A 22863-nucleotide genomic window follows, 5' to 3' on the forward strand; every position below is an offset into this window, starting at 1 on the left:
AGGAAGGAACAGCATGACAGATGTAACCGTAAAAACGCTGGCCGCTGAGATTCAGACCTCTGTGGACCGCCTGGTACAGCAATTTGCTGATGCAGGGATCCGTAAGTCCGCTGAAGACTCAGTGACGGCACAAGAAAAACAGACGCTGTTAGCGCATCTGAACCGTGAACACGGCTCAGGTCCTGACAAGCTGACGTTGCAGCGCAAGACGCGTAGCACATTAAGCATTCAGGGCACCGGTGGGAAAAGTAAATCGGTGCAGATCGAAGTCCGTAAAAAACGCACCTTTGTAAAACGCGATCCACAAGAGGCGGAACGTCTCGCAGCGGAAGAAGAGGCGAAGCGTGAAGCGGAGGATAAGGCCCGTCGTGAAGCAGAGGAAGCTGCTAAGCGCGAAGCCGAGGAAAAAGCCAAACGTGATGCCGAAGAAAGAGCGAAGCGTGAAGCGGATGAAAAAGCCAAACGCGAGTCTGCTGATAAAGCAAAACGTGAAGCTGCGGAAAATAGCAAAGTGAGCAACCAACAATCTGACGAAATGACCAGGACAGCCCAGGGTGAAAAAGCCCGTCGTGAAGCTGAAGCGCAAGATCTTAAGCGCAAAGCGGAAGAGGAGGCTCGTCGTAAGCTGGAAGAAAATGCGCGTCGCGTAGCGGAAGAAGCTCGTCGCATGGCTGAGGAAAACGAATCCCGTTGGAATGCCAGCAGCGATAAAGAAGAAGAAAGCAGCGACTATCATGTAACCACTTCTCACCATGCACGCCAGGCTGAGGACGATAGCGACCGTGAAGTCGAAGGTGGTCGTGGTCGTGGTCGTAACGCGAAAGCGGCACGCCCAGCGAAAAAAGGCAACAAGCATGCCGAAAGCAAAGCCGATCGTGAAGAAGCCCGTGCGGCCATTCGCGGTGGTAAAGGCGGCAAACAGCGTAAAGGTTCTGCGCTGCAACAGAGCTTCCAGAAGCCTGCGCAGGCAGTTAACCGTGACGTTGTGATCGGTGAAACGCTGACCGTTGGCGAGCTGGCTAACAAAATGGCGGTGAAAGGCTCTCAGGTCATCAAAGCGATGATGAAACTGGGCGCAATGGCCACCATCAACCAGGTTATCGACCAGGAAACCGCGCAGCTTGTAGCCGAAGAAATGGGCCACAAAGTTATCCTCCGTCGTGAAAACGAACTGGAAGAAGCGGTAATGAGCGACCGTGATACGGGTGCTGCGGCTGAACCGCGTGCGCCAGTCGTGACCATCATGGGTCACGTTGACCACGGTAAAACCTCTCTGCTGGACTACATTCGTTCAACGAAAGTAGCCTCAGGTGAAGCGGGCGGCATTACCCAGCACATCGGTGCATACCACGTCGAAACCGAAAACGGCATGATCACCTTCCTGGATACCCCGGGCCACGCCGCGTTTACCGCGATGCGTGCACGTGGTGCGCAGGCAACGGATATCGTGGTTCTGGTTGTGGCTGCTGACGATGGCGTGATGCCGCAAACAATCGAAGCTATTCAGCACGCAAAAGCGGCGCAGGTACCGGTTGTTGTTGCAGTGAACAAAATCGATAAGCCAGAAGCGGATCCGGATCGCGTTAAGAATGAATTGTCCCAGTACGGCATTATGCCGGAAGAGTGGGGCGGCGAAAGCCAGTTCGTTCATGTATCTGCGAAAGCGGGTACCGGTATCGACGAGCTGCTCGACGCTATCCTGCTGCAGGCTGAGGTCCTTGAGCTGAAAGCTATCCGTACCGGTATGGCGAGCGGTGTTGTGATCGAATCCTTCCTGGATAAAGGTCGTGGTCCGGTTGCTTCCGTTCTGGTACGCGAAGGTACTCTGCATAAAGGCGATATCGTTCTGTGTGGCTTTGAATATGGCCGCGTACGTGCGATGCGTGATGAGCTTGGTCGTGAAGTTAGCGAAGCGGGTCCGTCTATTCCGGTTGAAATCCTCGGCCTGTCTGGTGTTCCGGCAGCGGGTGATGAAGCGACGGTTGTTCGCGACGAGAAGAAAGCGCGTGAAGTTGCACTGTATCGTCAGGGTAAATTCCGCGAAGTCAAACTGGCGCGTCAGCAGAAATCCAAACTGGAAAATATGTTCGCCAACATGACCGAAGGCGAAGTCCACGAAGTGAACGTCGTTCTGAAAGCGGACGTTCAGGGTTCTGTGGAAGCTATCACCGATTCTCTGCTGAAACTGTCTACTGACGAAGTGAAAGTGAAGATCGTAGGTTCCGGTGTTGGTGGTATCACCGAAACCGATGCTACCCTTGCAACGGCTTCGAATGCCATTCTGGTTGGCTTTAACGTTCGTGCCGACGCCTCTGCGCGCCGCGTGATCGAAGCCGAAGGTCTGGATCTGCGTTACTACTCCGTCATCTATAACCTGATCGACGAAGTGAAAGCAGCGATGAGCGGCATGCTGTCTCCGGAACTGAAACAGCAGATCATTGGTCTGGCTGAGGTTCGTGACGTGTTCAAATCACCGAAATTCGGTGCGATCGCGGGCTGTATGGTTACCGAAGGCACGATTAAACGTCATAACCCAATCCGCGTCCTGCGTGACAACGTGGTTATCTATGAAGGCGAGCTGGAATCCCTGCGCCGCTTCAAAGATGACGTTAACGAAGTCCGTAACGGCATGGAATGTGGTATCGGCGTTAAGAACTACAACGACGTTCGCGTTGGCGATATGATCGAAGTGTTCGAAATTATCGAGATCCAACGTAGCATCGATTAATTTTCGTTGGCTTTTGGGCCGCCACTGTGTTGGTTACGTTCACTCACCCCGGTCACATAGTTATCTATGCTCCCGGGGATTGATGAGCGTGCCGCCTTGCCGGAATCCCAAAAGCTTAGAAAATTGATTAGCGTAGACCGGGGAAGCGCAGCGCCACCCGGTATGAATTTCAAAAGGGGCTATAAGCCCCTTTTTTGTCTGGAGAATTTATTATGGCGAAAGAATTTGGTCGCCCACAGCGCGTAGCCCAGGAGATGCAGAAAGAAATCGCCATCATCCTGCAGCGCGAAATTAAAGACCCGCGTGTTGGCATGATGACGACTGTATCGGGCGTTGAAGTCTCTCGCGATCTGGCCTATGCCAAAGTGTTTGTGACCTTCCTGAACGACAAAGATGAAGCCGCCGTTAAAGCGGGCATCAAAGCGCTGCAGGAAGCATCCGGTTTCATCCGTACGCTGCTCGGCAAAGCTATGCGCCTGCGTATCGTGCCAGAACTGACTTTCTTCTACGACAACTCACTGGTGGAAGGGATGCGTATGTCTAACCTCGTCACCAGCGTGGTGAAACATGACGATGAACGTCGTGTGAACCCAACGGACGACAGCAAGGAGGACTGATGAGTCGTCCTCGTCGTCGCGGTCGCGATGTGCACGGCGTGCTGTTGCTGGATAAACCGCAAGGCGCATCCAGCAATGATGTACTGCAAAAAGTTAAACGTCTCTTTAATGCCAATCGCGCCGGGCATACTGGCGCGTTGGATCCTCTGGCAACAGGTATGCTACCGGTTTGTCTGGGTGAGGCGACAAAGTTCTCCCAGTATCTGCTGGATTCTGACAAGCGTTACCGTGTGGTTGCGAAGCTGGGCCAGCGCACCGATACTTCTGATGCTGATGGTCAAATCGTCGAAGAGCGTCCGGTCGATTTTAGCGCTGAGCAACTGGCCGCCGCGCTGGAGACCTTTCGTGGCGATATCGAACAAATACCCTCAATGTATTCTGCACTGAAATATCAGGGCAAAAAGCTGTATGAATACGCGCGCCAGGGTATCGAAGTTCCACGTGAAGCCCGACCTATTACGGTGTATGAACTGTTGTTCATCCGCCACGAAGGCGATGAACTGGAACTGGAAGTTCACTGCTCGAAAGGCACCTATATTCGTACAATTGTTGACGATCTGGGTGAGAAACTGGGCTGTGGCGCACATGTGATTTATCTGCGCCGTCTGGCGGTGAGTAAATATCCTGCTGAGCGAATGGTGACGCTGGAACAATTGCATGAGCTGGTCGCGCAAGCTGAGCAGCGTGATATCCCGGCGGCTCAATTACTCGATCCGCTGTTAATGCCCATGGATAGCCCGGCAGCTGACTACCCTGTTGTTAACCTTCCGTTGACTTCGTCGGTTTACTTCCGCAACGGTAATCCTGTGCGAACAACCGGTGTGCCGCATGAAGGTCTGGTGCGTGTCACTGAAGGTGAAGAGGCGAAATTTATCGGTATGGGCGAAATGGATGACGAAGGGCGTGTTGCTCCGCGTCGTCTGGTGGTTGAGTACCCGCCAGTCTAAGCCTCGTCTTGCGATAACCAGTCACTGAGAGTAGAATATTGGCGCTTAATGCCGGGTCAATTGTTTAACAATATCTGGTATTAATTCCGGGGTTGCTGAATTAGAGATCGGCACCCTCTCATTTTTTTATCACTGGAGTACAAAATGTCTCTAAGCGTTGAAGCTAAAGCAAAAATCGTTTCTGAGTTTGGTCGTGGCGAAAACGACAGCGGTTCTACCGAAGTTCAGGTTGCACTGCTGACTGCACAGATCAACCACCTGCAGGGCCACTTTGCAGAGCACAAAAAAGATCACCACAGCCGTCGTGGTCTGCTGCGTATGGTTTCTCAGCGTCGTAAACTGCTCGACTACCTGAAACGTAAAGATGTTGCACGCTACACCGCGCTGATCGAGCGTCTGGGTCTGCGTCGCTAATTCTTGCGAGTTTCAAGAAAGGGGCCGTAAGGCCCCTTTTTTCAACCAGACGGCAGTAATTAACAGTACAATAATGTATTGTTGCTATGAATGATCTTCGTTGCAGAGGTTCGCGCGGCTAATGAGAGGCTTTACCCACGAGAGCGGGGTTAGGGTTGTCATTAGTCGCGAGGATGCAGGAAGATCGGGTTTAAACGACAGCATCCCTGGGGGTTGCTGTCATTCATTAAGATTAAGAAAGGATAATATTTTGCTTAATCCGATCGTTCGTAAATTCCAGTACGGCCAACATACCGTTACGCTGGAAACCGGCATGATGGCACGTCAGGCGACGGCAGCCGTTATGGTTAGCATGGATGACACTGCGGTATTCGTTACCGTTGTGGGCGCTAAAAAAGCTAAACCGGGCCAGGATTTCTTCCCGTTAACTGTTAACTATCAAGAGCGTACCTACGCTGCTGGTAAAATCCCGGGTGGTTTCTTCCGTCGTGAAGGCCGTCCAAGCGAAGGCGAAACCCTGATTGCGCGTCTGATTGACCGCCCGGTTCGTCCGCTGTTCCCGGAAGGCTTCGTTAACGAAGTTCAGGTTATTGCAACCGTAGTTTCCGTTAACCCGCAGGTTAACCCGGATATCGTTTCTATGATTGGTGCTTCCGCAGCACTGTCTCTGTCAGGTATTCCGTTCAATGGACCGATTGGCGCAGCGCGCGTGGGTTACATTAACGATCAATACGTACTGAACCCGACCCAGGAAGAACTGAAGTCCAGCAAACTGGACCTGGTGGTAGCGGGTACCGAAGGTGCGGTATTGATGGTGGAATCCGAAGCAGAATTGCTGAGCGAAGACCAGATGCTGGGCGCAGTCGTATTTGGCCATGAACAGCAGCAGGTTGTTATCCAGGCCATTAACGACCTGGTAAAAGAAGCGGGCAAACCGCGTTGGGACTGGCAGCCAGAAGCCGTCAACGAAGCGCTGAACGCACGCGTTGCTGCTCTGGCTGAAGCGCGTCTGAGCGATGCTTACCGCATCACTGACAAACAAGAGCGTTATGCTCAGGTTGATGTCATTAAATCTGACGTTGTAGCTGCGCTGGTTGCAGAAGATGAAACCCTGGATGCCAACGAGCTGGGCGACATCCTGCACGCTATCGAGAAAAATGTTGTTCGTAGCCGCGTACTGGCAGGCGAACCGCGTATCGATGGTCGCGAAAAAGACATGATCCGTGGTCTGGACGTGCGCACTGGCGTATTGCCGCGTACTCACGGTTCTGCGCTGTTTACCCGTGGTGAAACTCAGGCTCTGGTTACCGCAACGCTGGGTACTGCCCGTGATGCGCAGATCATTGATGAGCTGATGGGTGAGCGCACTGACAGCTTCCTGTTCCATTACAACTTCCCTCCGTACTCCGTAGGTGAAACCGGTATGGTTGGCTCGCCGAAGCGTCGTGAAATTGGTCACGGTCGTCTGGCGAAGCGCGGCGTACTGGCTGTAATGCCGGAAGCGGATAAATTCCCGTACACCGTTCGTGTGGTGTCTGAAATCACCGAATCCAACGGTTCTTCTTCCATGGCTTCCGTGTGTGGCGCTTCTTTGGCTCTGATGGACGCAGGCGTACCGATCAAAGCAGCCGTTGCGGGTATCGCAATGGGCCTGGTGAAAGAAGGCGACAACTTTGTTGTTCTTTCTGACATCCTGGGCGATGAAGATCACCTTGGCGATATGGACTTCAAAGTAGCGGGCTCCCGCGACGGTATCTCTGCACTGCAGATGGATATCAAAATTGAAGGCATCACCAAAGAGATCATGCAGGTTGCGCTGAACCAGGCTAAAGGTGCTCGTTTGCACATCCTGAGCGTGATGGAGCAGGCGATCAATGCGCCGCGCGGCGATATCTCTGAATTCGCACCGCGTATCCACACCATCAAGATCAACCCGGACAAAATCAAAGACGTCATCGGTAAAGGTGGCTCTGTGATTCGTGCGCTGACCGAAGAAACCGGCACTACCATCGAAATCGAAGATGACGGCACCGTGAAAATCGCAGCGACCGATGGCGAGAAAGCGAAATTCGCTATTCGTCGTATCGAAGAGATCACTGCAGAAATCGAAGTAGGTCGTATCTACAACGGTAAAGTGACCCGCATTGTTGACTTTGGCGCGTTTGTTGCCATCGGCGGCGGTAAAGAAGGTCTGGTTCATATCTCTCAGATCGCTGACAAGCGCGTTGAGAAAGTGACTGACTATCTGCAGATGGGTCAGGAAGTACCAGTGAAAGTTCTGGAAGTTGATCGCCAGGGCCGTATTCGTCTTAGCATTAAAGAAGCCACTGAACAAACTCAGCCTGAAGCAGCGCCGGAAGCGCCGCAAGCAGAGCAGGGCGAGTAAAATGGTGTTTGCCCTCCGCGAAAGCGGAGGGTTATTTAACTGGCAGGACGCCGTGTTTGCAGCCGGGGGACAGGACGTTCATCCAATTGTTGTCTTCGGGAGTGGGAAATGAAGCCTTTTTTGCGCTGGTGTTTCGTTGCGACAGCTTTAACGCTGGCAGGATGCAGCAACTCTGCCTGGCGTAAGAGCGAAGTCCTCGCGGTGCCATTGCAACCGACTTTGCAGCAAGAAGTGATTCTGGCGCGCATGGAACAAATTCTTGCCAGTCGGGCTTTATCCGATGATGAACGCGCACAGCTTTTATATGAGCGCGGAGTATTGTATGATAGTCTTGGTTTGAGAGCACTGGCGCGAAATGATTTTTCACAAGCGCTGGCCATCCGACCGGATATGCCGGAAGTATTCAATTACTTAGGCATTTATTTAACGCAGGCAGGCAATTTTGATGCTGCCTATGAAGCGTTTGATTCTGTACTTGAGCTTGATCCAACTTACAACTACGCGCACTTGAATCGCGGTATCGCATTATATTACGGCGGTCGCGATAAGTTAGCGCAAGATGATCTGCTGGCGTTTTATCAAGACGATCCCAATGACCCTTTCCGGAGTCTGTGGCTTTACATCGTTGAGCGGAAGCTCGATGAGAAGCAGGCTAAAGAAGCGCTGAAACAACGCTTCGAAAAATCGGGCAAAGAGCAATGGGGATGGAACATTGTCGAGTTCTACCTTGGCGATATTAGCGAACAAGAGCTAATGAACCGCCTGAAGGCAGACGCAACGGATAACACCTCGCTCGCTGAGCATCTCAGTGAAACCAACTTCTATTTAGGTAAGTACTACCTAAGTCTGGGGGAAAAGGACAGCGCTGCGGCACTGTTCAAATTAGCGGTGGCTAACAACGTTCATAATTTTGTTGAGCACCGTTATGCATTGTTGGAATTAGCGCTCTTGGGCCAGGAGCAAGATGACCTGGCAGAATCGGACCAGCAATAGCTGACGTACACATCAGCCCGTAATCATTACTTTGATTGCCATCACCTTCGCGGGTGAGGGCGTTGTTGTTCGTTAATACACCTACTTTGAGCCGGTTCACACTTTTAATGAAAATTACCGAAAATTTTCACGATGAGTTATGTAGACTGGCCGCCATTAATATCGAGGCACACGTACTACATGGCTGAATTCGAAACCACTTTTGCAGATCTGGGCCTGAAGGCTCCTATCCTTGAAGCCCTTAACGATCTGGGTTACGAAAAACCATCTCCAATCCAGGCAGAGTGCATTCCGCATCTGCTGGGCGGTCGCGACGTACTGGGTATGGCCCAGACGGGTAGCGGCAAAACCGCAGCGTTTTCATTACCGCTGCTGAACAATCTTGATCCTGAGCTGAAAGCACCGCAAATCCTGGTGCTGGCGCCGACCCGCGAACTGGCGGTTCAGGTTGCCGAAGCCATGACAGATTTCTCTAAACACATGCGCGGCGTGAACGTGGTTGCCCTTTATGGCGGCCAGCGTTATGACGTGCAGTTACGCGCCCTGCGTCAAGGGCCTCAGATTGTTGTCGGTACCCCGGGTCGTCTGCTTGACCACCTGAAACGCGGTACGCTGGATCTCTCTAAACTGAGCGGTCTGGTGCTGGACGAAGCCGATGAAATGTTGCGTATGGGCTTCATCGAAGACGTTGAAACCATCATGGCAGAGATCCCGGACGGTCATCAGACCGCACTGTTCTCTGCAACCATGCCGGAAGCGATTCGCCGCATTACCCGCCGCTTTATGAAAGAGCCGCAGGAAGTGCGCATTCAATCCAGCGTGACTACTCGCCCGGACATCAGCCAGAGCTACTGGTCTGTGTACGGCATGCGTAAAAACGAAGCGCTGGTACGTTTCCTGGAAGCAGAAGATTTTGATGCGGCGATCATCTTCGTTCGTACCAAAAACGCGACCCTGGAAGTGGCAGAAGCGCTGGAGCGTAGCGGCTATAACAGCGCCGCGCTGAATGGCGACATGAACCAGGCCCTGCGTGAGCAGACTCTGGAGCGTCTGAAAGACGGTCGTCTGGATATCCTGATTGCAACCGACGTGGCAGCACGTGGTCTGGACGTTGAGCGTATCAGCCTGGTTGTTAACTATGACATCCCGATGGATTCCGAGTCTTACGTTCACCGTATCGGCCGTACCGGTCGTGCAGGTCGCGCTGGTCGTGCGTTGCTGTTTGTTGAGAACCGCGAACGTCGTCTGCTGCGTAACATCGAACGCACCATGAAGCTGACTATTCCTGAAGTAGAACTGCCGAACGCAGAACTGCTGGGCAAACGCCGTCTGGAAAAATTCGCCGCGAAAGTACAGCAGCAGCTGGAAAGCAGCGATCTGGATCAGTACCGTGCTCTGCTGGCGAAAATCCAGCCGTCTGCGGAAGGTGAAGAGCTGGATCTCGAAACGCTGGCCGCTGCTCTGCTGAAAATGGCACAGGGTGAACGTGCGCTGATCGTTCCGCCAGACGCGCCGATGCGTCCTAAGCGTGAATTCCGTGAGCGTGACGACCGCTTTGAACGCCGTGGCGATCGTAACGACCGTGGTCCGCGTGGTGACCGTCCTGAGCGTGGTGGTGAAGATCGTCCGCGTCGTGAACGTCGTGATGCTGGCGAAATGGAACTGTACCGTATTGAAGTTGGCCGTGATGATGGTGTTGAAGTTCGTCATATCGTTGGCGCGATTGCTAACGAAGGCGACATCAGCAGCCGTTATATCGGTAACATCAAGCTGTTCGGTACCCACTCTACCATCGAACTGCCGAAAGGCATGCCGGGCGAAGTACTGCAGCACTTTACTCGCACCCGCATCCTGAACAAGCCGATGAACATGCAGCTTCTGGGTGATGCACAGCCGCGTCCTGAGCGTCGTGGCGGTGGTGAGCGTCGCGAAGGTGGCCGCAGCTTCGGTGGTGGTGAACGCCGTGAAGGTGGTCGCAGCTTCGGTGGTGAGCGTCGTGAAGGCGGTCGTAGCGAAGGTCGTAACTTCAGTGGCGAACGTCGCGCTCCGCGTCGTGACCGCGAAGAAGGCTCCAGCCGTCGTCGTTTCGGTGACGCATAATCGCGCAGTAAGCCAGCTTTACACTTCGTAAAGTAATTGATACAACCCCGGTGCAAAACATCGGGGTTTCTTTTATCTGTTATGTACTCTTGTACTGGTACAATGCATCGGTATTTTACCTTACTGGAGAAGATAGCATGGCAACACTGACAACCACACAAGCGACCCCTTCGTTGCTTGCCGGTGTGGTGATTATTGGCGGAACGGTGATTGGTGCGGGGATGTTTTCACTGCCAGTGGTCATGTCAGGCGCGTGGTTCTTTTGGTCGATAGCGGCCCTGGTGTTCACCTGGTTTTGTATGCTGCATTCCGGGCTAATGATTCTGGAAGCGAACCTCAATTACCGCATTGGTGCGAGCTTCGATACCATTACCAAAGATTTGCTGGGAAACGGCTGGAATGTGATTAACGGTCTCTCCATCGCTTTTGTGCTCTATATCCTGACCTACGCTTATATTTCAGCGAGCGGTTCTATTCTGCATCACACCTTTGCTGAGCTGTCGTTAAACGTCCCGCCTCGTGTTGCAGGCCTTGGGTTTGCGCTGCTGGTCGCCTTTATCGTCTGGCTATCTACCCGCGCAGTGAGCCGGATGACGGCGATTGTGCTGGGGGCGAAAGTTATCACTTTTTTCCTCACCTTCGGCAGTTTGCTGGGGCATGTTCAGCCCGCGACATTATTCAATGTGGCGGAAAGCAATGCGTCCTATACGCCGTACTTGCTGATGACACTGCCGTTTTGTCTGGCGTCGTTTGGTTACCACGGTAACGTGCCGAGCCTGATGAAGTTCTACGGTAAAGATCCGCGCACTATCGCGCGTTGCCTGGTATATGGCACGTTGCTGGCGCTGGCCCTGTATATGGTGTGGCTGTTGGGCACGATGGGGAATATTCCACGTCCGGAGTTTATCGGCATTGCCCAGAAGGGCGGCAATATTGATGTGCTGGTGCAGGCGTTAAGCGGCGTGCTGAACAGCCGCAGTCTGGATCTGCTGCTGATGGTCTTCTCCAACTTTGCGGTGGCGAGTTCTTTCCTTGGCGTGACCCTGGGCCTGTTTGACTATCTGGCCGATCTGTTCGGTTTTGATGATTCGGCACAGGGGCGCTTTAAAACCGCGCTGCTGACGTTTCTGCCTCCGATTGTCGGTGGTTTGTTGTGGCCAAATGGCTTTCTCTACGCAATTGGCTATGCGGGGCTGGCGGCGACAATCTGGGCGGCAATTGTGCCAGCTTTACTGGCTAACGCATCGCGTAAACGCTTTGGTAGCCCGCGTTTTCGCGTCTGGGGCGGCAAGCCGATGATTGCGCTGATCCTTGTGTTTGGCGTGGGCAATGCGCTGGTGCATGTGCTGTCGAGCTTTGATCTTTTGCCGGTTTACCGTTAATGCTCCTGTCCCGGCTGGCGCTCTGCTTAGCCGGGCTACGGGTGGGGTAACCCGGATAAAGCACAGCGCGCTGCATCCGGGAAAAACCTAACCCAGCAGTTCCTGTTTCACCTGCATCGCCAAATCAAACGAATGCAAACGCGCCTGGTGATCAAAGATTTGTCCGTTAACCATAATCTCATCAGCCTGGGTTTCGCGCAGTACAGACTCCAGCCCGTGACGCACTTTCGCCTTATCGCCCACCAGTGACATCCCCAGCGCCTGCTGTACGCCATATTGCTCTGACGGCGACCAGAACTGATCCATATTTTGGATCGGTGGTGGCAACTGGCCGGTTTCCCCACGGCGCAATTTCACGAAAGCCTGCTGCATGGAGGTAAACAGGAATTCCGCATCGCGGTTACTGTCTGCCGCAACGATATTGATACACACCATGGCATACGGTTTTTCCAGTCGCGCGGAAGGCTTGAATTGGGTGCGATACAGATGCAACGCCTGGAACAGCATGTCCGGTGCAAAGTGCGAAGCAAACGCAAACGGCAGACCAAGCTGTGCCGCCAGTTGAGCACTATAAAGACTGGAACCGAGTAGCCATACCGGAATTTTCTCGCCATAACCCGGCACCGGGCGAACGTGCGGATTCGGGTCGTTGGCATCAAACCAGTCCACCAGTTCGGCAACATCGCGCGGGAAATTATCCACATCGCCGCTCATATGGCGACGCAGTGCCCGCATGGTTGGTTGATCGCTACCTGGCGCGCGCCCAAGACCCAGATCGATACGGCCCGGATAGAGCGTGTTAAGCGTACCGAATTGTTCGGCAATCACCAGCGGAGCATGGTTTGGCAGCATGACACCGCCGGATCCCAGATGCAGAGAGGTGGTATTGGCCGCCAGATAGCCAATCAAGACGGATGTCGCCGCACTGGCGATACCCACCATATTGTGGTGCTCAGCCAGCCAGAAGCGGTGATATCCGCGCTTTTCAGCAAGCCTTGCGAGATCAAGAGAATGGGCGAAGGCCTCTTTAGCAGAAGCGCCCTGTGGGATCGGTGCCAGATCCAACACCGAGAAGGCAATCGTTTTGTCGGTCATAACGGCTCACTTTGCTACAGCATAGTCATCAGATTGAAGGTCTTCTTCCAGCCTGGCGCATCCAGGATGCGTCGGCCAGAAAAGCTGCATCTTTAATAGTGCATTAAAATCTGATGACTGTTGTTAACAAAGTGAGCGGTTTCTTAAGCCTGGAGCTCCAGACCCGGCAGACGTCGCCAGTAGCCGTTACAGTCACTGTTTGCTGTCAGCGGCAAAGGCGCTTGTCCATTTTCATTGGCGCGAAAGGCGTCGAGCATGGCAAACGTCTCTTCCCCCATGGGTGACAACCGTACCATGTCCACGATACCCGCCATCGACTTGAGTTCATTGCCCAGGTTGTAGACGTAACCACTCATGGTCTGGATGCCATTAAGCACGAACACCTGCTGATTTTCCTGCGACAGCATACGGCGTCCATTTGGATATTTAATGCAGCAGGTTTCGCACTCATCTTTCGGCCTGTCTTCCGAGCGTGCGGTAAAGCAGCGCGCGGAATAGGCCAGCGGCAGATGCCCGTAACTCAGCACTTCCACTTCGAACTGATCGCGAATACCCAGCGTTTCGCACTGATCGAGCAAGTTAATGAGCCAGTCGCGCGAAAGTTCTACCGGCATGCACCAGCGCATCATCCCTTGCTTAAGCAGCAGACGCAGCGTAACGGCGTTGTAGCAGTTTAGCGCGTGTCCCGCGACGAAGGGCAATTTGCGCTCGGCACACAGGTTCACCACGCCGAGATCGCTGGCCTCCAGCAGGAAATCGCCGTTATCGACATAGCGTTTGAGTTCGTTAAGCTCTGACGAGGCTTGCACTAGCGCAAGAGTCGAGAGCACGACCTGTTTGCCGCTGTCGGCAAGTTGTTTCGCCATATCCAGCCAGTCGCCCACTTTAGTGGCGCGACGCTTGCTGCACACCGCTTCGCCAAGATAAATCACATCTGCGCTGCTGTTTGCGGCTTGCTGGTAAAACGCCTCTAACGTCTCTTTTGACCAGTACCAGAGCACGGGTCCGAGTGAATATTTCATCGTGTTTCCTACTGCCATTTGCGATGGTAAGCGCCAAGCGTGGTCTGCGTGCCTTCTGACATCGCACCCAGCGTGTTCATCCAGACGGATTGCGGCACGAAGTTCTGCGGATCGGCAATGCAGCGGTCAATGGCCTGTCGCCAGACTTTGGCCACCTGACTCACATAGGCCGGGCTGCGCTGACGGCCCTCAATTTTCACCGAGGCAATATTGGCCGCCAGCAGTTCAGGCAATAATTCCAGCGTATTCAGGCTGGTGGGCTCTTCCAGCGCGTGGTAGCGCTCACCATCGACCAGATAGCGGCCTTTACACAGCGTCGGATAGCCTGCGTTTTCACCATCCTGGTAGCGGTCGATCAGCACTTCATTGAGGCGTGATTCCAGCCCCTGCGGGGTTTGCTGCCAGCGCACAAAACGTGCCGGAGAGCAGGCGCCCACGGTATTTGGCGACTCACCCGTCAGGTAAGAGGAGAGATAGCAGCGCCCTTCAGCCATGATGCACAGGCTGCCAAAGGCAAAGACTTCCAGCGGCACAGGGGTGACGCGGGCTAACTGTTTAACCTGATGAATAGATAAAACGCGAGGCAGGACAACGCGGGCGACGTCAAAATGGCGATGATAGAAGCGAATGGCTTCTTCATTGGTTGCCGATGCCTGCACAGAAACATGGCGTTCGATATGGGGATAACGCGTTGCAGCATATTCCAGCATAGCCAGATCGGCGAGAATCAACGCATCCGCACCAATTTGCGCGGCCATATCCACAGCGCGCTCCCAGCGTTGATAACCATCAGGATGCGCGAAGGTGTTAATCGCGATATGCAGTTTGCGTCGGTGCTGATGCACAAAACTGACCGCTTCCTGCAGTTTCTTTTCTGTAAAATTGAGACCGGCAAAGTGGCGGGCGTTGGTATCATCTTTCAGGCCGATATAGACGGCGTCGGCACCGTTTTCGATGGCCGCTTTGAGTGCCGGAAGGTTTCCGGCAGGGCAGAGCAACTCCATAATTTATCCTGAAATCAGGGGCTGTATTGGCCCTGGCAACCCACGTGGGGCGCTAAATTGTTAATGAACTGGGATTTTAGTTAACCTGGTAGCGACAATTTTTGATTTGAGGCAGTTAATTGTGTATTGGTGACATCAATAATCGAGGCATTCTTCTTACGTAATTGTTGATTTACGCCGCCATGTCGTTTATCTGATATGGCAAAATAGAAGGAATTTTCATTTCAGGGAGTAATGCTCGTGTTGGAAAAACTGCGCTCACGTCTCGTTCACGTTGGCCCGTCTTTGTTGAGCGTGCCGGTTAAGCTGACGCCTTTCGCCATTAAACGGCAGGTTCTGGAACAGGTCTTATGCTGGCAGTTCCAACAGGCGCTGGCAGACGGGGAGCTAGAGTTTCTTGAAGGCCGCTGGTTAAGTATCCAGGTTCGCGATATTGGCCTGACGTGGTATACCTCGGTTGAAAATTCACGATTAATCGTGCGTGAGTCTGCCGTGGCTGATGTCAGTTTCAGCGCAGATGCCAGCGACCTGTTGATGATCGCCGCGCGCAAACAGGATCCGGATACGCTGTTCTTTCAACGCCGACTGGTCATTGAAGGTGACACGGAGCTTGGGTTGTATGTGAAAAACCTGATGGACGCCATTGAGCTGGAGCAGATGCCGAAAGCACTTCGCATCATGCTACTGCAACTGGCGGATTTTGTTGAAGCCGGCCTGCAAGCGCCGGACTCAACGCCACAATCTTCTGTAGGTGAACCATGCTGATTCGAGTAGAAATTGGGATTGATGCACCGGGAATCGACGCGCTTTTGCGCCGCACTTTTGCGGATGAGCGCGAAGCGACGCTGGTGCACGATCTGCGCGAAGACGGCTTAATTACACTTGGGCTTGTCGCAACGGATGATGAAGGGCAGGTCATCGGTTATGTCGCATTCAGTCCGGTTGCCGTGCAGGGCGAAGATTTACAGTGGGTTGGCCTTGCGCCATTGGCCGTCGATGAGGCGTATCGTAGCCAGGGCCTTGCTCGCCAGTTGGTATACGAAGGGTTGGACTCACTCAATGAGTTTGGCTATGCCGCCGTGGTGACGCTGGGTAACCCTGACTTTTTCGGCCATCTGGGCTTTGAGCCTGCGGCGAAGTTCGGTCTGCATTGCCGTTGGCCGGATACCGAAAGCGCTTTCCAGCTTCACCCTTTGGCAGACGATGCGTTAAATCATGTGAAGGGGCTGGTGGAATACCACGAGCACTTTAATCGCTTCTAATCGGCTGCGGTAACCAGGCCTTCTAATAGCGCTTCAAAGATGCCATCTCCGGCAACGAGGCGCTCCTTCTGGCGTTTTGTCAGTTGCTTGATGCGATACTCCATACGCAACGCCAGCGAGCGCTCTCCCACTGGCGCGGAGAATGCCAGCGTGAGTTCCCCCTTTCCCCGCAGTGCTTTTGCGCCTTTGCCGCTTTGATGCTGCATAAGGCGACGCGCCACATCGGTAGTAATACCGGTATAAAGGCTGTTGTCCGCCGTGCGGATGAGATAAAGAGACCAGAGCGTCATAACGTCATTCATTGTGCTAATGTGAAAGAAAAATAACACGAGGATGAAGAGAAATGGAAACTCTTGCGGCCATTAGTCGCTGGCTGGCGAAGCAGCATGTTGTGACCTGGTGTGTGGCCAACAGGGGGGAGTTGTGGTGTGCGAATGCTTTTTATATCTATGATCCGCAAAAAGTCGCATTTTATCTTCTGAGTGAGGACCATACGCGTCATTCGCAGATGACCGGCCTGCAGGCAAACATTGCCGGAACCGTGAATGGGCAACCAAAGACGGTCGCACTTATTCGCGGCGTGCAATTCACCGGGGAGATTCGGCGTCTTGAGGAGGCGGAAAGCGTCGGCCCGCGTGCGCAGTACAACCGACGCTTTCCTGTTGCCCGCGTTTTATCGGCGCCGATGTGGGAAATTCGCCTCACCGAGCTGAAATTCACCGATAACACGCTGGGCTTTGGTAAAAAGCTTCACTGGATACGTGACTCAGGCACCCAGCAGCCGTAATGCTTCGCGGTTAAACGCGGGGAGATCATCCGGCGTACGGCTGGTGACCAGTTGGTTATTATCAACCACCACTTCCTGGTCGTAGAATTCGCCTCCCGCGTTTTTCACATCCACCACGATCGGTTTCACCGCCGTCAGTTTTCTGCCGCGCAGAACATCGGCACTAATCAAAAGCTGCGGTCCGTGGCAAATCGCAAACACAGGTTTACCGCTGTTAATAAAATCGCGGGTAAAGGTGACGAAACGGTTGTCGCCACGCAGAGAATCTGGCGAATGTCCGCCTGGCAGAAGCAGGGCGTCGAAGTCGGCGGGCCGGACGTCATCAATCGCTTCGTCGATGGTCACGCTGGCATCGCCTTGCTTACCTTTCACTGTCTTACCCGCCTGCTTCTCTATCGTAACCACTTCGTGGCCTGCCTTACGAAACTCCTCTGCCGGAGACGTAAATTCTGAATCTTCAAATTCGTCGGTGATCAAGACTGCAATTTTCTTGCTCATGTATCCTCCGTTATTCAGCTCAGGCTGGTCATTTTCAACAATAATGACTATCAGGATTATTAAGCCTGGTTCAGGGCGATGACATTGCAAGGCAGACTATTCTGCAAAAGGAGAGGATATGAGTCGGGTATTGATAACGGGCGCAACCGGGTTGGTTGGCGGAATTTTACTGCGGATGCTGGCGAATGATGCTCGCGTTGATGCCATTGCAGCCCCCACGCGTCGGCCATTAGAACCGATCTCTGGTGTGTTCAATCCTCATGATCCCCAGTTAACCGATGCACTCGCCATGGTGACGGAGCCCGTTGATACTGTTTTTTGCTGCCTGGGAACGACACGACGTGAAGCGGGTAGCAAAGAGGCCTTTATACATGCCGATTACACACTGGTAGTCGACACGGCGTTAACAGGGCTACGCCTGGGGGCACGGCACATGCTGGTGGTGAGTGCGCTGGGCGCTAATGCACGTTCGCCGTTTTTCTATAATCGGGTGAAAGGCGAGATGGAAAATGCGCTGATGGAGCAAGAGTGGGAGCGTTTGACCATTGCGCGCCCGTCGATGCTACTGGGGAACCGTGAAAAGCATCGTGTTAACGAGTCACTGTTTGCCCCGTTGTTTCGCATCATGCCGGGGAACTTGAAATCGATTGCTGCACAGGATGTGGCCAGCGCGATGTTGAAAGCGGCCTTTTCTCCTTTTTCGCAACGTGTGGAGATCCTCTCATCTGCCCGACTGCGCGCGATGGCAAGTGATTAATCATTTTCAAATAAATAGCCCAGGAGTACTATTCGCCGGGTAATTATTTCTGCATTTATCCCCCGGAGAATGGTATGACTGGTCAGTCTTCATCTCGGGCGGCGACACCGGTGCAATGGTGGAAACCCGCTCTCTTTTTTCTCGTCGTGATCGTGGGTCTCTGGTATGTGAAGTGGCAGCCCTATTACGGAAAAGCCTTCACCGCCGCTGAAACTCACAGTATTGGTAAATCTATTCTCGCTCAGGCCGATGCCAGCCCATTCCAGGCGGCTCTTGACTATGCCATGGTCTATTTTCTTGCCGTCTGGAAAGCGGCGGTGCTGGGGGTGTTGCTGGGTTCGTTAATTCAGGTGCTTATTCCGCGAAACTGGCTGATTCGTACTCTTGGGCAAAAGCGACTGAGCGGGACACTCTTTGGCACGCTGTTTTCCCTGCCGGGCATGATGTGCTCCTGCTGTGCAGCGCCCGTTGCGGCGGGAATGCGTCGTCAGCAGGTCTCGATGGGCGGCGCGCTGGCATTCTGGATGGGCAACCCGCTACTTAACCCGGCAACCCTGGTTTTTATGGGTTTTGTGCTGGGCTGGCATTTTGTCGCTATGCGACTGATTGCCGGGTTAGTGATGGTTATTGGCGTGGCGACACTGGTGCAGTATCTGGTCAAGGATGATATCCAGCAGACGGCACCGGTCGATCTTTCGTTGCCGGAACCGGAAGGGCACTTTTTTGCCCGCTGGGGAAAGGCGCTGTGGGTTCTGTTCTGGAGCACAATCCCGGTTTATATCCTTGCCGTGCTGGTACTGGGCGCCGCCCGTGTCTGGCTGTTCCCGCATGCCGATGGTGCAATTGATAATTCCCTGATGTGGGTGATTGCGATGGCGATAGCCGGTTGTCTGTTCGTGATCCCAACGGCGGCGGAGATTCCGATTGTCCAGACAATGATGCTGGCGGGGATGGGGACAGCCCCGGCAATGGCGCTACTGATGACGCTGCCTGCGGTCAGCCTGCCGTCGCTGATTATGCTGCGCAAATCCTTTCCGGCCAAAGCACTGTGGCTAACAGGGGGGCTGGTGGCATTAGGCGGGGTGATTACCGGAACGCTGGCATTGTTTTAACTGATTCTCCCCGGTGGTGCTATGCCCGCCGGGGAGAAGAGTCAACGCTATTTAATCATTGTAAACGCGGTGGTGACATGTTTCACACCGCTGACGCGGCTGGCGATATCCGCTGCGGCTCTGCCTTCACGATCGGTCACCAGGCCCAGCAAGAACACTTCGCCATTCTCAGTGGTGACTTTCACATTGGACGATTTCACCTGGTCGCTACTGAGCAGTTGCGTACGCACTTTTGAGGTGATCCAGGTATCGCTGGCGGCCGTTCCCATACCAATTGGCTGGCCCTGGCGAATTTCGTTGTAGACCTCTGTTGCACCGTCTACGCCCATGGCGATTTGCTTAGCACGTGACGAGAGATCGATGGTTGGCGCCTGACCCACCAGCAGGACTTTTCCCTGATACGCCGTGACGTTTATGCGAGCCTGTTTTTTAATCTGTTCGTCTTTAGACAGCGCGCTGTTAACGCGAAGTTCAAGAGTACCGTCATCCACCTGAGTGCCAACCGTACGTGGATCGGTTGCCGCTTTGGTACCGACAGCTGCTGAACCGACCACCACTGCGCCTACACAGCCTTGTAGCAGCAGTGCGGAAATAAGGACTGCGAGGGGCGTAAATGCCTTCATATGTACTCCTTAATCATCCTGGTGAGGGAAAAGCGTGTTATCTATCAGATCGCATAAACAATTTACCGTCAGCATATGCATTTCCTGTATGCGTGCGCTGCGGTGGGAAGGAATACGTATCTCGACATCCTGCGGCCCCAACAATCCGGCCAGTTCACCACCGTCATACCCCGTAAGCGCCACGATACTCATGTCGCGCGTTACTGCGGCTTCAACGGCTTTAACAATATCGCGGCTGTTTCCACGCGTGGAAATCGCCAGCAATATGTCGCCTGCGTGTCCGAGTGCCCGAACCTGCTTGGCATAAATTTCGTCATGCAGACGATCGTTTGCGATTGCCGTTAAGACCACATTATCGGTATTAAGTGCAATGGCAGGTAAACTTGGGCGTTCCGTTTCAAAACGATTAATCATACTGGCAGCAAAATGCTGTGCATTGGCGGCGGAAGTTCCATTGCCACAACAGAGGATTTTGTTGCCGTTAAGCAGGGAATGGACCATGGTCATGGCCGCGCGTGAAATTGCGTCTGGCAGCGCTTCTGCCGCCGCAATCTGGGTTTGAATGCTTTCTGTAAAGCAAACTTTAATTCTATCGAGCACGGGTGATCCCTATCATTCAGTCATTATGAGCGGTCGTTAAAGGCGTTTTGTATCCACTCAACTTCATTTTCGGTGAAGGCTACCACATCGAACCGGCAATCCACAGTATCAAAACTCCCATTGTGCCGGGCCAGCCACAAACGGGCGGCATGCAGTAATTTACGTTGCTTGCTGGCGGTGACACTGGCCGCGGCGCCGCCGAAAAGTGACGACTTGCGATAGCGCACTTCCACAAACACCGTTGTCGACTTGTCCTGCATAATCAAGTCTATCTCACCGCCGCGCTCGCGCACGTTAGCGGCAAGAAAGCGCATTCCCTTGCGCTCAAGCCAGTGACGCGCCTGTAACTCCCACGCATCACCGGTCTGCTTACGGGTCAACTGGCGGGGACGATTTGCCCCTGCTGGTATTTGAGCCATGACAACTTCCTGTTAATCACGCATTCCTGAGTGGCGGTCAAATCGCCCGTGTTACCGTTAATTTCAAACCCTGGCACCTGACGCATTTGCGAGAAGTGGTTCGCCAGCGTCCAGGCATCCGCGCCCATCGCATACAGGCGCGCCAGGGAGTAGTCATTATTGGTATGCATCAACGCCTGTTGCATCAGTGCCGGGTTGCTACCAGCGAGCATCGGTATTTCGCTAAACTGCAACCCTTCCATCTCCAGACGGAAGTCCGGGCCTGAACCGCCCTGAGCGCTACGGGAGCTGGCATACAGAACAATGCCGCTCTGGCTACCGGTACGCATCGCAATCATCGGCTTGATAAGGGCGATTTCATCCTGTGTCGCGACGATATAGACAGAATCAATATTGCCGCCACCGGTGATCTGCGCTTCAGTTGGCGGAGCCGGAATATTCAACCCGCCAATGGTTACGCCCTGCTGCTGCGGCAGACTGGCCGTGACAGGGCTACCCGTCATTGCAATACCGGAACCGCTGTTAATACCCATGCGTAATTCTGCCGTCGAGCCGAATTTTTGCTGCAGCACGATACCGCCGCCCAGTTTTTGCCACTCCTGGGCGAAAGCGCTGGCGACGCGATCGCCAAGTGAGCTACGCGGCAACAGCAGCAGCGGTGTATGACGGCCTTGCTGGTGAATGTGGCGTGCCGCATCGCGGGCTTCATCTTCCGGGGAGAGGGCGAAGTAACAAATATTCGGGCGGTTTTCGACTTTCTCTGGCTGGTTTAACGCCAGCACGTTCAGCGGTGTCTGGCTACGCATTAGCTCTTCGACGTGATTTTTCAGCAATGGCCCAACAACAATGCTCGCACCATCTTTCTGTACCTGGCTCAACACCTGGTCAAGCGGCTGTGAACTGGTGTCATAGACTTTCAGCACGGCGGTCGGATTGGCCGGGGTGCTGGCAACGGCAGGAGTATTCACCGGTTGTCCTGCCGGGGCGGCCGGATCGGTTTGTTCAGCAGGAGCCTGTGTGGTTTGCTCAGCAGGTGACGTTTGTTGCGTCTGGTCTGCCGGAGCCTGTACCGGCGCGCTAGCCGCAGGCGCGGACTGCGGCGTGGTCAGGTCGCTGACATTGGTTTGTGCGGGGCTGACAACGTCTGCTGTGGTCGCCATTGTCGCGGCCTGGGCTACCTGAACAGGCACGGCCGGACCAGAAACAGTAGTGGTGCCGTTTTTCGCCGCTTCAAAACCCTGCTGGATCGCGCGGCTAAAGACGGCTGCCTGGCCATTTAACGGCAGCAGCAACGCGATTTGATTGACCGATGCCGGACGGAAATTTTGTACATTCGCCAGTTGGCTCGGTAACAGAACCGCGCCAGGATTTTGCGGGAAGCGTTTCTGCCAGTCCGCAATACCCGCTTTTAGCATGTTCGGATCGTTGCGGTTATTGGACCATACGCGTTGTAAATCCAGCCATCCTTGCAGCACCGTTTCGTCCTGACTCACCTGAATGGCGTTGGCCTGATCGGGCGTCAGGGAAGAGAGCGTCTGCCAGGTCGCATCAATATTCTTTTGTTTGTCCGGTGCCGCAGTCAGCAGCGGTTGCTGTGCGATAAGGGCACGCAGCAGTGTCGGCGACGGTTTGTTCTGGCTTGCGGTGATCACATCCTGCCAGTAACGGGCTTGCTGATTCTGACTAAACCCTTTCAGATCGACCTTGCTCAGCAGTGCCTGCGCACCGGCGTAGTCTTGTTGCGTGAGTTTGAGCTCAGCACTCAGCAAGGTTTGCTCAGCGCGCTGCTCGTCATTCAACTCTTGAGGTAATTGGCCCAACAATTCACTGGCCTGCTGGGTCCTGCCTTCTTTCAGCAGTGCACGAATGGCGAGTAATTGCCAGTTGGTCTTGCTATCATCTGAGCTTTGCTGCATCTGGTGCAGATAAAAACCCGAATCAGCCTCAGCCTTGCCCTCCAGGTGCCCGGTGCTTTGATCGACCGGGTGTGTGCCGCAGCCTGCGAACAGCAGAGCGGCCAGCACGACAGGCAGGCAGCGCATGGCTTTCGAACGTAGAAATGTTGACGGTAGCATACTGTATCCAGTGATATTTTTTACGCAATGCTCAATATTAAA

23 protein-coding genes are annotated in these 22863 nt (G+C 53.9%); 14 read left to right on the forward strand and 9 right to left on the reverse strand.

What is annotated here, in order from left to right; all coding sequences use genetic code 11:
• The first annotated feature begins 13 nt into the window (after window positions 1-13).
• The 9 genes from infB (at window position 14) to mtr (ending at window position 11567) form a co-directional block, all read left to right on the forward strand.
• Window positions 14-2728 carry a translation initiation factor IF-2 gene (gene infB / locus MRY16398_RS03055; RefSeq protein WP_039077478.1) on the forward strand — a complete coding sequence of 905 codons (2715 nt, stop codon included), beginning with the start codon at window positions 14-16 and terminating at the stop codon, window positions 2726-2728.
• A gap of 212 nt (window positions 2729-2940) precedes the next feature.
• The gene (gene rbfA / locus MRY16398_RS03060; protein ID WP_039077479.1) at window positions 2941-3345 is read left to right on the forward strand and encodes a 30S ribosome-binding factor RbfA; all 405 of its coding nucleotides are present in this window, start codon (window positions 2941-2943) and stop codon (window positions 3343-3345) included.
• Complete coding sequence (gene truB, locus MRY16398_RS03065; protein WP_107223801.1) at window positions 3345-4292, forward strand: tRNA pseudouridine(55) synthase TruB; 948 nt, start codon at window positions 3345-3347, stop codon at window positions 4290-4292. The genes rbfA and truB overlap by 1 nt, the downstream gene beginning before the upstream one ends.
• 144 nt (window positions 4293-4436) lie before the next feature.
• Window positions 4437-4706 carry a 30S ribosomal protein S15 gene (gene rpsO, locus MRY16398_RS03070; RefSeq protein ID WP_004385056.1) on the forward strand — a complete coding sequence of 90 codons (270 nt, stop codon included), beginning with the start codon at window positions 4437-4439 and terminating at the stop codon, window positions 4704-4706.
• Between the two features lie 250 nt (window positions 4707-4956).
• On the forward strand, window positions 4957-7092 hold the full coding sequence (pnp, locus tag MRY16398_RS03080) for a polyribonucleotide nucleotidyltransferase (RefSeq protein ID WP_071194447.1): 2136 nt from the start codon (window positions 4957-4959) through the stop codon (window positions 7090-7092).
• A 108-nt stretch (window positions 7093-7200) separates the two neighbouring features.
• Entirely contained in the window at window positions 7201-8085 is an 885-nt protein-coding gene (nlpI, locus tag MRY16398_RS03085) for a lipoprotein NlpI (RefSeq protein WP_039077482.1), read from the forward strand.
• A 107-nt stretch (window positions 8086-8192) separates the two neighbouring features.
• On the forward strand, window positions 8193-8273 hold the full coding sequence (gene yrbN / locus MRY16398_RS03090; protein WP_103245196.1) for a protein YrbN: 81 nt from the start codon (window positions 8193-8195) through the stop codon (window positions 8271-8273).
• Window positions 8266-10185, forward strand: coding sequence for a DEAD/DEAH family ATP-dependent RNA helicase (locus MRY16398_RS03095; RefSeq protein WP_039077483.1), 1920 nt, complete (start codon window positions 8266-8268; stop codon window positions 10183-10185). The genes yrbN and MRY16398_RS03095 overlap by 8 nt, the downstream gene beginning before the upstream one ends.
• Window positions 10186-10322: 137 nt before the next feature.
• The gene (gene mtr, locus MRY16398_RS03100; protein WP_125123816.1) at window positions 10323-11567 is read left to right on the forward strand and encodes a tryptophan permease; all 1245 of its coding nucleotides are present in this window, start codon (window positions 10323-10325) and stop codon (window positions 11565-11567) included.
• Window positions 11568-11654: 87 nt separating this feature from the next.
• Here the strand turns inward: mtr and MRY16398_RS03105 are convergent, their stop codons facing one another.
• The 3 genes from MRY16398_RS03105 to ubiU form a co-directional block, all read right to left on the reverse strand.
• On the reverse strand, window positions 11655-12662 hold the full coding sequence (locus MRY16398_RS03105; protein ID WP_125123817.1) for a luciferase-like monooxygenase: 1008 nt from the start codon (window positions 12660-12662) through the stop codon (window positions 11655-11657).
• Between the two features lie 143 nt (window positions 12663-12805).
• A complete protein-coding gene (locus MRY16398_RS03110) occupies window positions 12806-13684 on the reverse strand; it encodes a U32 family peptidase (RefSeq protein ID WP_071194449.1) in 879 nt (292 codons plus the stop codon).
• Between the two features lie 8 nt (window positions 13685-13692).
• Window positions 13693-14688 (reverse strand): ubiquinone anaerobic biosynthesis protein UbiU, encoded by a 996-nt coding sequence (ubiU, locus tag MRY16398_RS03115; protein ID WP_125123818.1) that lies wholly within the window; start codon window positions 14686-14688, stop codon window positions 13693-13695.
• A 240-nt stretch (window positions 14689-14928) separates the two neighbouring features.
• On the opposite strand from ubiU, the gene ubiT reads away from it, so the two are divergent.
• Both ubiT and MRY16398_RS03125 read left to right on the forward strand, forming a co-directional pair.
• Window positions 14929-15453: a ubiquinone anaerobic biosynthesis accessory factor UbiT gene (gene ubiT, locus MRY16398_RS03120; protein WP_108702279.1), complete on the forward strand. Its 525-nt coding sequence runs from the start codon at window positions 14929-14931 to the stop codon at window positions 15451-15453.
• On the forward strand, window positions 15447-15950 hold the full coding sequence (locus MRY16398_RS03125; RefSeq protein WP_039077488.1) for a GNAT family N-acetyltransferase: 504 nt from the start codon (window positions 15447-15449) through the stop codon (window positions 15948-15950). The genes ubiT and MRY16398_RS03125 overlap by 7 nt, the downstream gene beginning before the upstream one ends.
• On the opposite strand, the gene MRY16398_RS03130 is transcribed toward MRY16398_RS03125, so the two are convergent.
• Complete coding sequence (locus tag MRY16398_RS03130) at window positions 15947-16240, reverse strand: GIY-YIG nuclease family protein (RefSeq protein WP_071194450.1); 294 nt, start codon at window positions 16238-16240, stop codon at window positions 15947-15949. The genes MRY16398_RS03125 and MRY16398_RS03130 overlap by 4 nt on opposite strands.
• A 53-nt stretch (window positions 16241-16293) precedes the next feature.
• Between MRY16398_RS03130 and MRY16398_RS03135 the strand changes: the two genes are divergently transcribed.
• Window positions 16294-16737 (forward strand): YhbP family protein, encoded by a 444-nt coding sequence (locus tag MRY16398_RS03135; RefSeq protein WP_071194451.1) that lies wholly within the window; start codon window positions 16294-16296, stop codon window positions 16735-16737.
• On the opposite strand, the gene MRY16398_RS03140 is transcribed toward MRY16398_RS03135, so the two are convergent.
• Window positions 16717-17235 (reverse strand): type 1 glutamine amidotransferase domain-containing protein, encoded by a 519-nt coding sequence (locus tag MRY16398_RS03140; protein ID WP_039077491.1) that lies wholly within the window; start codon window positions 17233-17235, stop codon window positions 16717-16719. The genes MRY16398_RS03135 and MRY16398_RS03140 overlap by 21 nt on opposite strands.
• Window positions 17236-17353: 118 nt before the next feature.
• Here MRY16398_RS03140 and MRY16398_RS03145 point away from each other — a divergent pair, with 118 nt between their 5' ends.
• Both MRY16398_RS03145 and MRY16398_RS03150 read left to right on the forward strand, forming a co-directional pair.
• Window positions 17354-17992, forward strand: a complete 639-nt coding sequence (locus tag MRY16398_RS03145; protein ID WP_125123819.1) for an NAD(P)H-binding protein — start codon at window positions 17354-17356, stop codon at window positions 17990-17992.
• Between the two features lie 74 nt (window positions 17993-18066).
• Window positions 18067-19104, forward strand: coding sequence for a permease (locus MRY16398_RS03150; protein WP_071194453.1), 1038 nt, complete (start codon window positions 18067-18069; stop codon window positions 19102-19104).
• Between the two features lie 47 nt (window positions 19105-19151).
• Here the strand turns inward: MRY16398_RS03150 and dolP are convergent, their stop codons facing one another.
• Genes dolP through MRY16398_RS03170 form a run of 4 tightly spaced genes read right to left on the reverse strand, consistent with a single transcriptional unit; the run spans window position 19152 to window position 22821 of the window.
• Entirely contained in the window at window positions 19152-19727 is a 576-nt protein-coding gene (dolP, locus tag MRY16398_RS03155; RefSeq protein ID WP_125123820.1) for a division/outer membrane stress-associated lipid-binding lipoprotein, read from the reverse strand.
• Window positions 19728-19736: 9 nt separating this feature from the next.
• Window positions 19737-20327, reverse strand: coding sequence for a DnaA initiator-associating protein DiaA (gene diaA, locus MRY16398_RS03160; RefSeq protein ID WP_039077495.1), 591 nt, complete (start codon window positions 20325-20327; stop codon window positions 19737-19739).
• Window positions 20328-20350: 23 nt separating this feature from the next.
• Window positions 20351-20746: a YraN family protein gene (locus MRY16398_RS03165; RefSeq protein ID WP_039077496.1), complete on the reverse strand. Its 396-nt coding sequence runs from the start codon at window positions 20744-20746 to the stop codon at window positions 20351-20353.
• Window positions 20704-22821, reverse strand: a complete 2118-nt coding sequence (locus tag MRY16398_RS03170) for a penicillin-binding protein activator (protein WP_125123821.1) — start codon at window positions 22819-22821, stop codon at window positions 20704-20706. The genes MRY16398_RS03165 and MRY16398_RS03170 overlap by 43 nt, the downstream gene beginning before the upstream one ends.
• Between the last annotated feature and the right edge of the window lie 42 nt (window positions 22822-22863).

Source organism: Phytobacter sp. MRY16-398 (assembly GCF_003925915.1).
GTDB lineage: Bacteria > Pseudomonadota > Gammaproteobacteria > Enterobacterales > Enterobacteriaceae > Phytobacter > Phytobacter diazotrophicus.

Excerpts from the sequence above, each read along its gene's own strand:
- infB (WP_039077478.1), top strand. The coding sequence starts at position 14 with ATGACAGATGTAACCGTAAAAACGCTGGCCGCTGAGATTCAGACCTCT.
- rbfA (WP_039077479.1), top strand. The coding sequence starts at position 2,941 with ATGGCGAAAGAATTTGGTCGCCCACAGCGCGTAGCCCAGGAGATGCAG.
- truB (WP_107223801.1), top strand. The coding sequence starts at position 3,345 with ATGAGTCGTCCTCGTCGTCGCGGTCGCGATGTGCACGGCGTGCTGTTG.
- rpsO (WP_004385056.1), top strand. The coding sequence starts at position 4,437 with ATGTCTCTAAGCGTTGAAGCTAAAGCAAAAATCGTTTCTGAGTTTGGT.
- nlpI (WP_039077482.1), top strand. The coding sequence starts at position 7,201 with ATGAAGCCTTTTTTGCGCTGGTGTTTCGTTGCGACAGCTTTAACGCTG.
- yrbN (WP_103245196.1), top strand. The coding sequence starts at position 8,193 with ATGAAAATTACCGAAAATTTTCACGATGAGTTATGTAGACTGGCCGCC.
- MRY16398_RS03095 (WP_039077483.1), top strand. The coding sequence starts at position 8,266 with ATGGCTGAATTCGAAACCACTTTTGCAGATCTGGGCCTGAAGGCTCCT.
- mtr (WP_125123816.1), top strand. The coding sequence starts at position 10,323 with ATGGCAACACTGACAACCACACAAGCGACCCCTTCGTTGCTTGCCGGT.
- MRY16398_RS03105 (WP_125123817.1), bottom strand. The coding sequence starts at position 12,662 with ATGACCGACAAAACGATTGCCTTCTCGGTGTTGGATCTGGCACCGATC.
- MRY16398_RS03110 (WP_071194449.1), bottom strand. The coding sequence starts at position 13,684 with ATGAAATATTCACTCGGACCCGTGCTCTGGTACTGGTCAAAAGAGACG.
- ubiU (WP_125123818.1), bottom strand. The coding sequence starts at position 14,688 with ATGGAGTTGCTCTGCCCTGCCGGAAACCTTCCGGCACTCAAAGCGGCC.
- MRY16398_RS03125 (WP_039077488.1), top strand. The coding sequence starts at position 15,447 with ATGCTGATTCGAGTAGAAATTGGGATTGATGCACCGGGAATCGACGCG.
- MRY16398_RS03130 (WP_071194450.1), bottom strand. The coding sequence starts at position 16,240 with ATGACGCTCTGGTCTCTTTATCTCATCCGCACGGCGGACAACAGCCTT.
- MRY16398_RS03135 (WP_071194451.1), top strand. The coding sequence starts at position 16,294 with ATGGAAACTCTTGCGGCCATTAGTCGCTGGCTGGCGAAGCAGCATGTT.
- MRY16398_RS03140 (WP_039077491.1), bottom strand. The coding sequence starts at position 17,235 with ATGAGCAAGAAAATTGCAGTCTTGATCACCGACGAATTTGAAGATTCA.
- MRY16398_RS03145 (WP_125123819.1), top strand. The coding sequence starts at position 17,354 with ATGAGTCGGGTATTGATAACGGGCGCAACCGGGTTGGTTGGCGGAATT.
- MRY16398_RS03150 (WP_071194453.1), top strand. The coding sequence starts at position 18,067 with ATGACTGGTCAGTCTTCATCTCGGGCGGCGACACCGGTGCAATGGTGG.
- dolP (WP_125123820.1), bottom strand. The coding sequence starts at position 19,727 with ATGAAGGCATTTACGCCCCTCGCAGTCCTTATTTCCGCACTGCTGCTA.
- MRY16398_RS03165 (WP_039077496.1), bottom strand. The coding sequence starts at position 20,746 with ATGGCTCAAATACCAGCAGGGGCAAATCGTCCCCGCCAGTTGACCCGT.
- MRY16398_RS03170 (WP_125123821.1), bottom strand. The coding sequence starts at position 22,821 with ATGCTACCGTCAACATTTCTACGTTCGAAAGCCATGCGCTGCCTGCCT.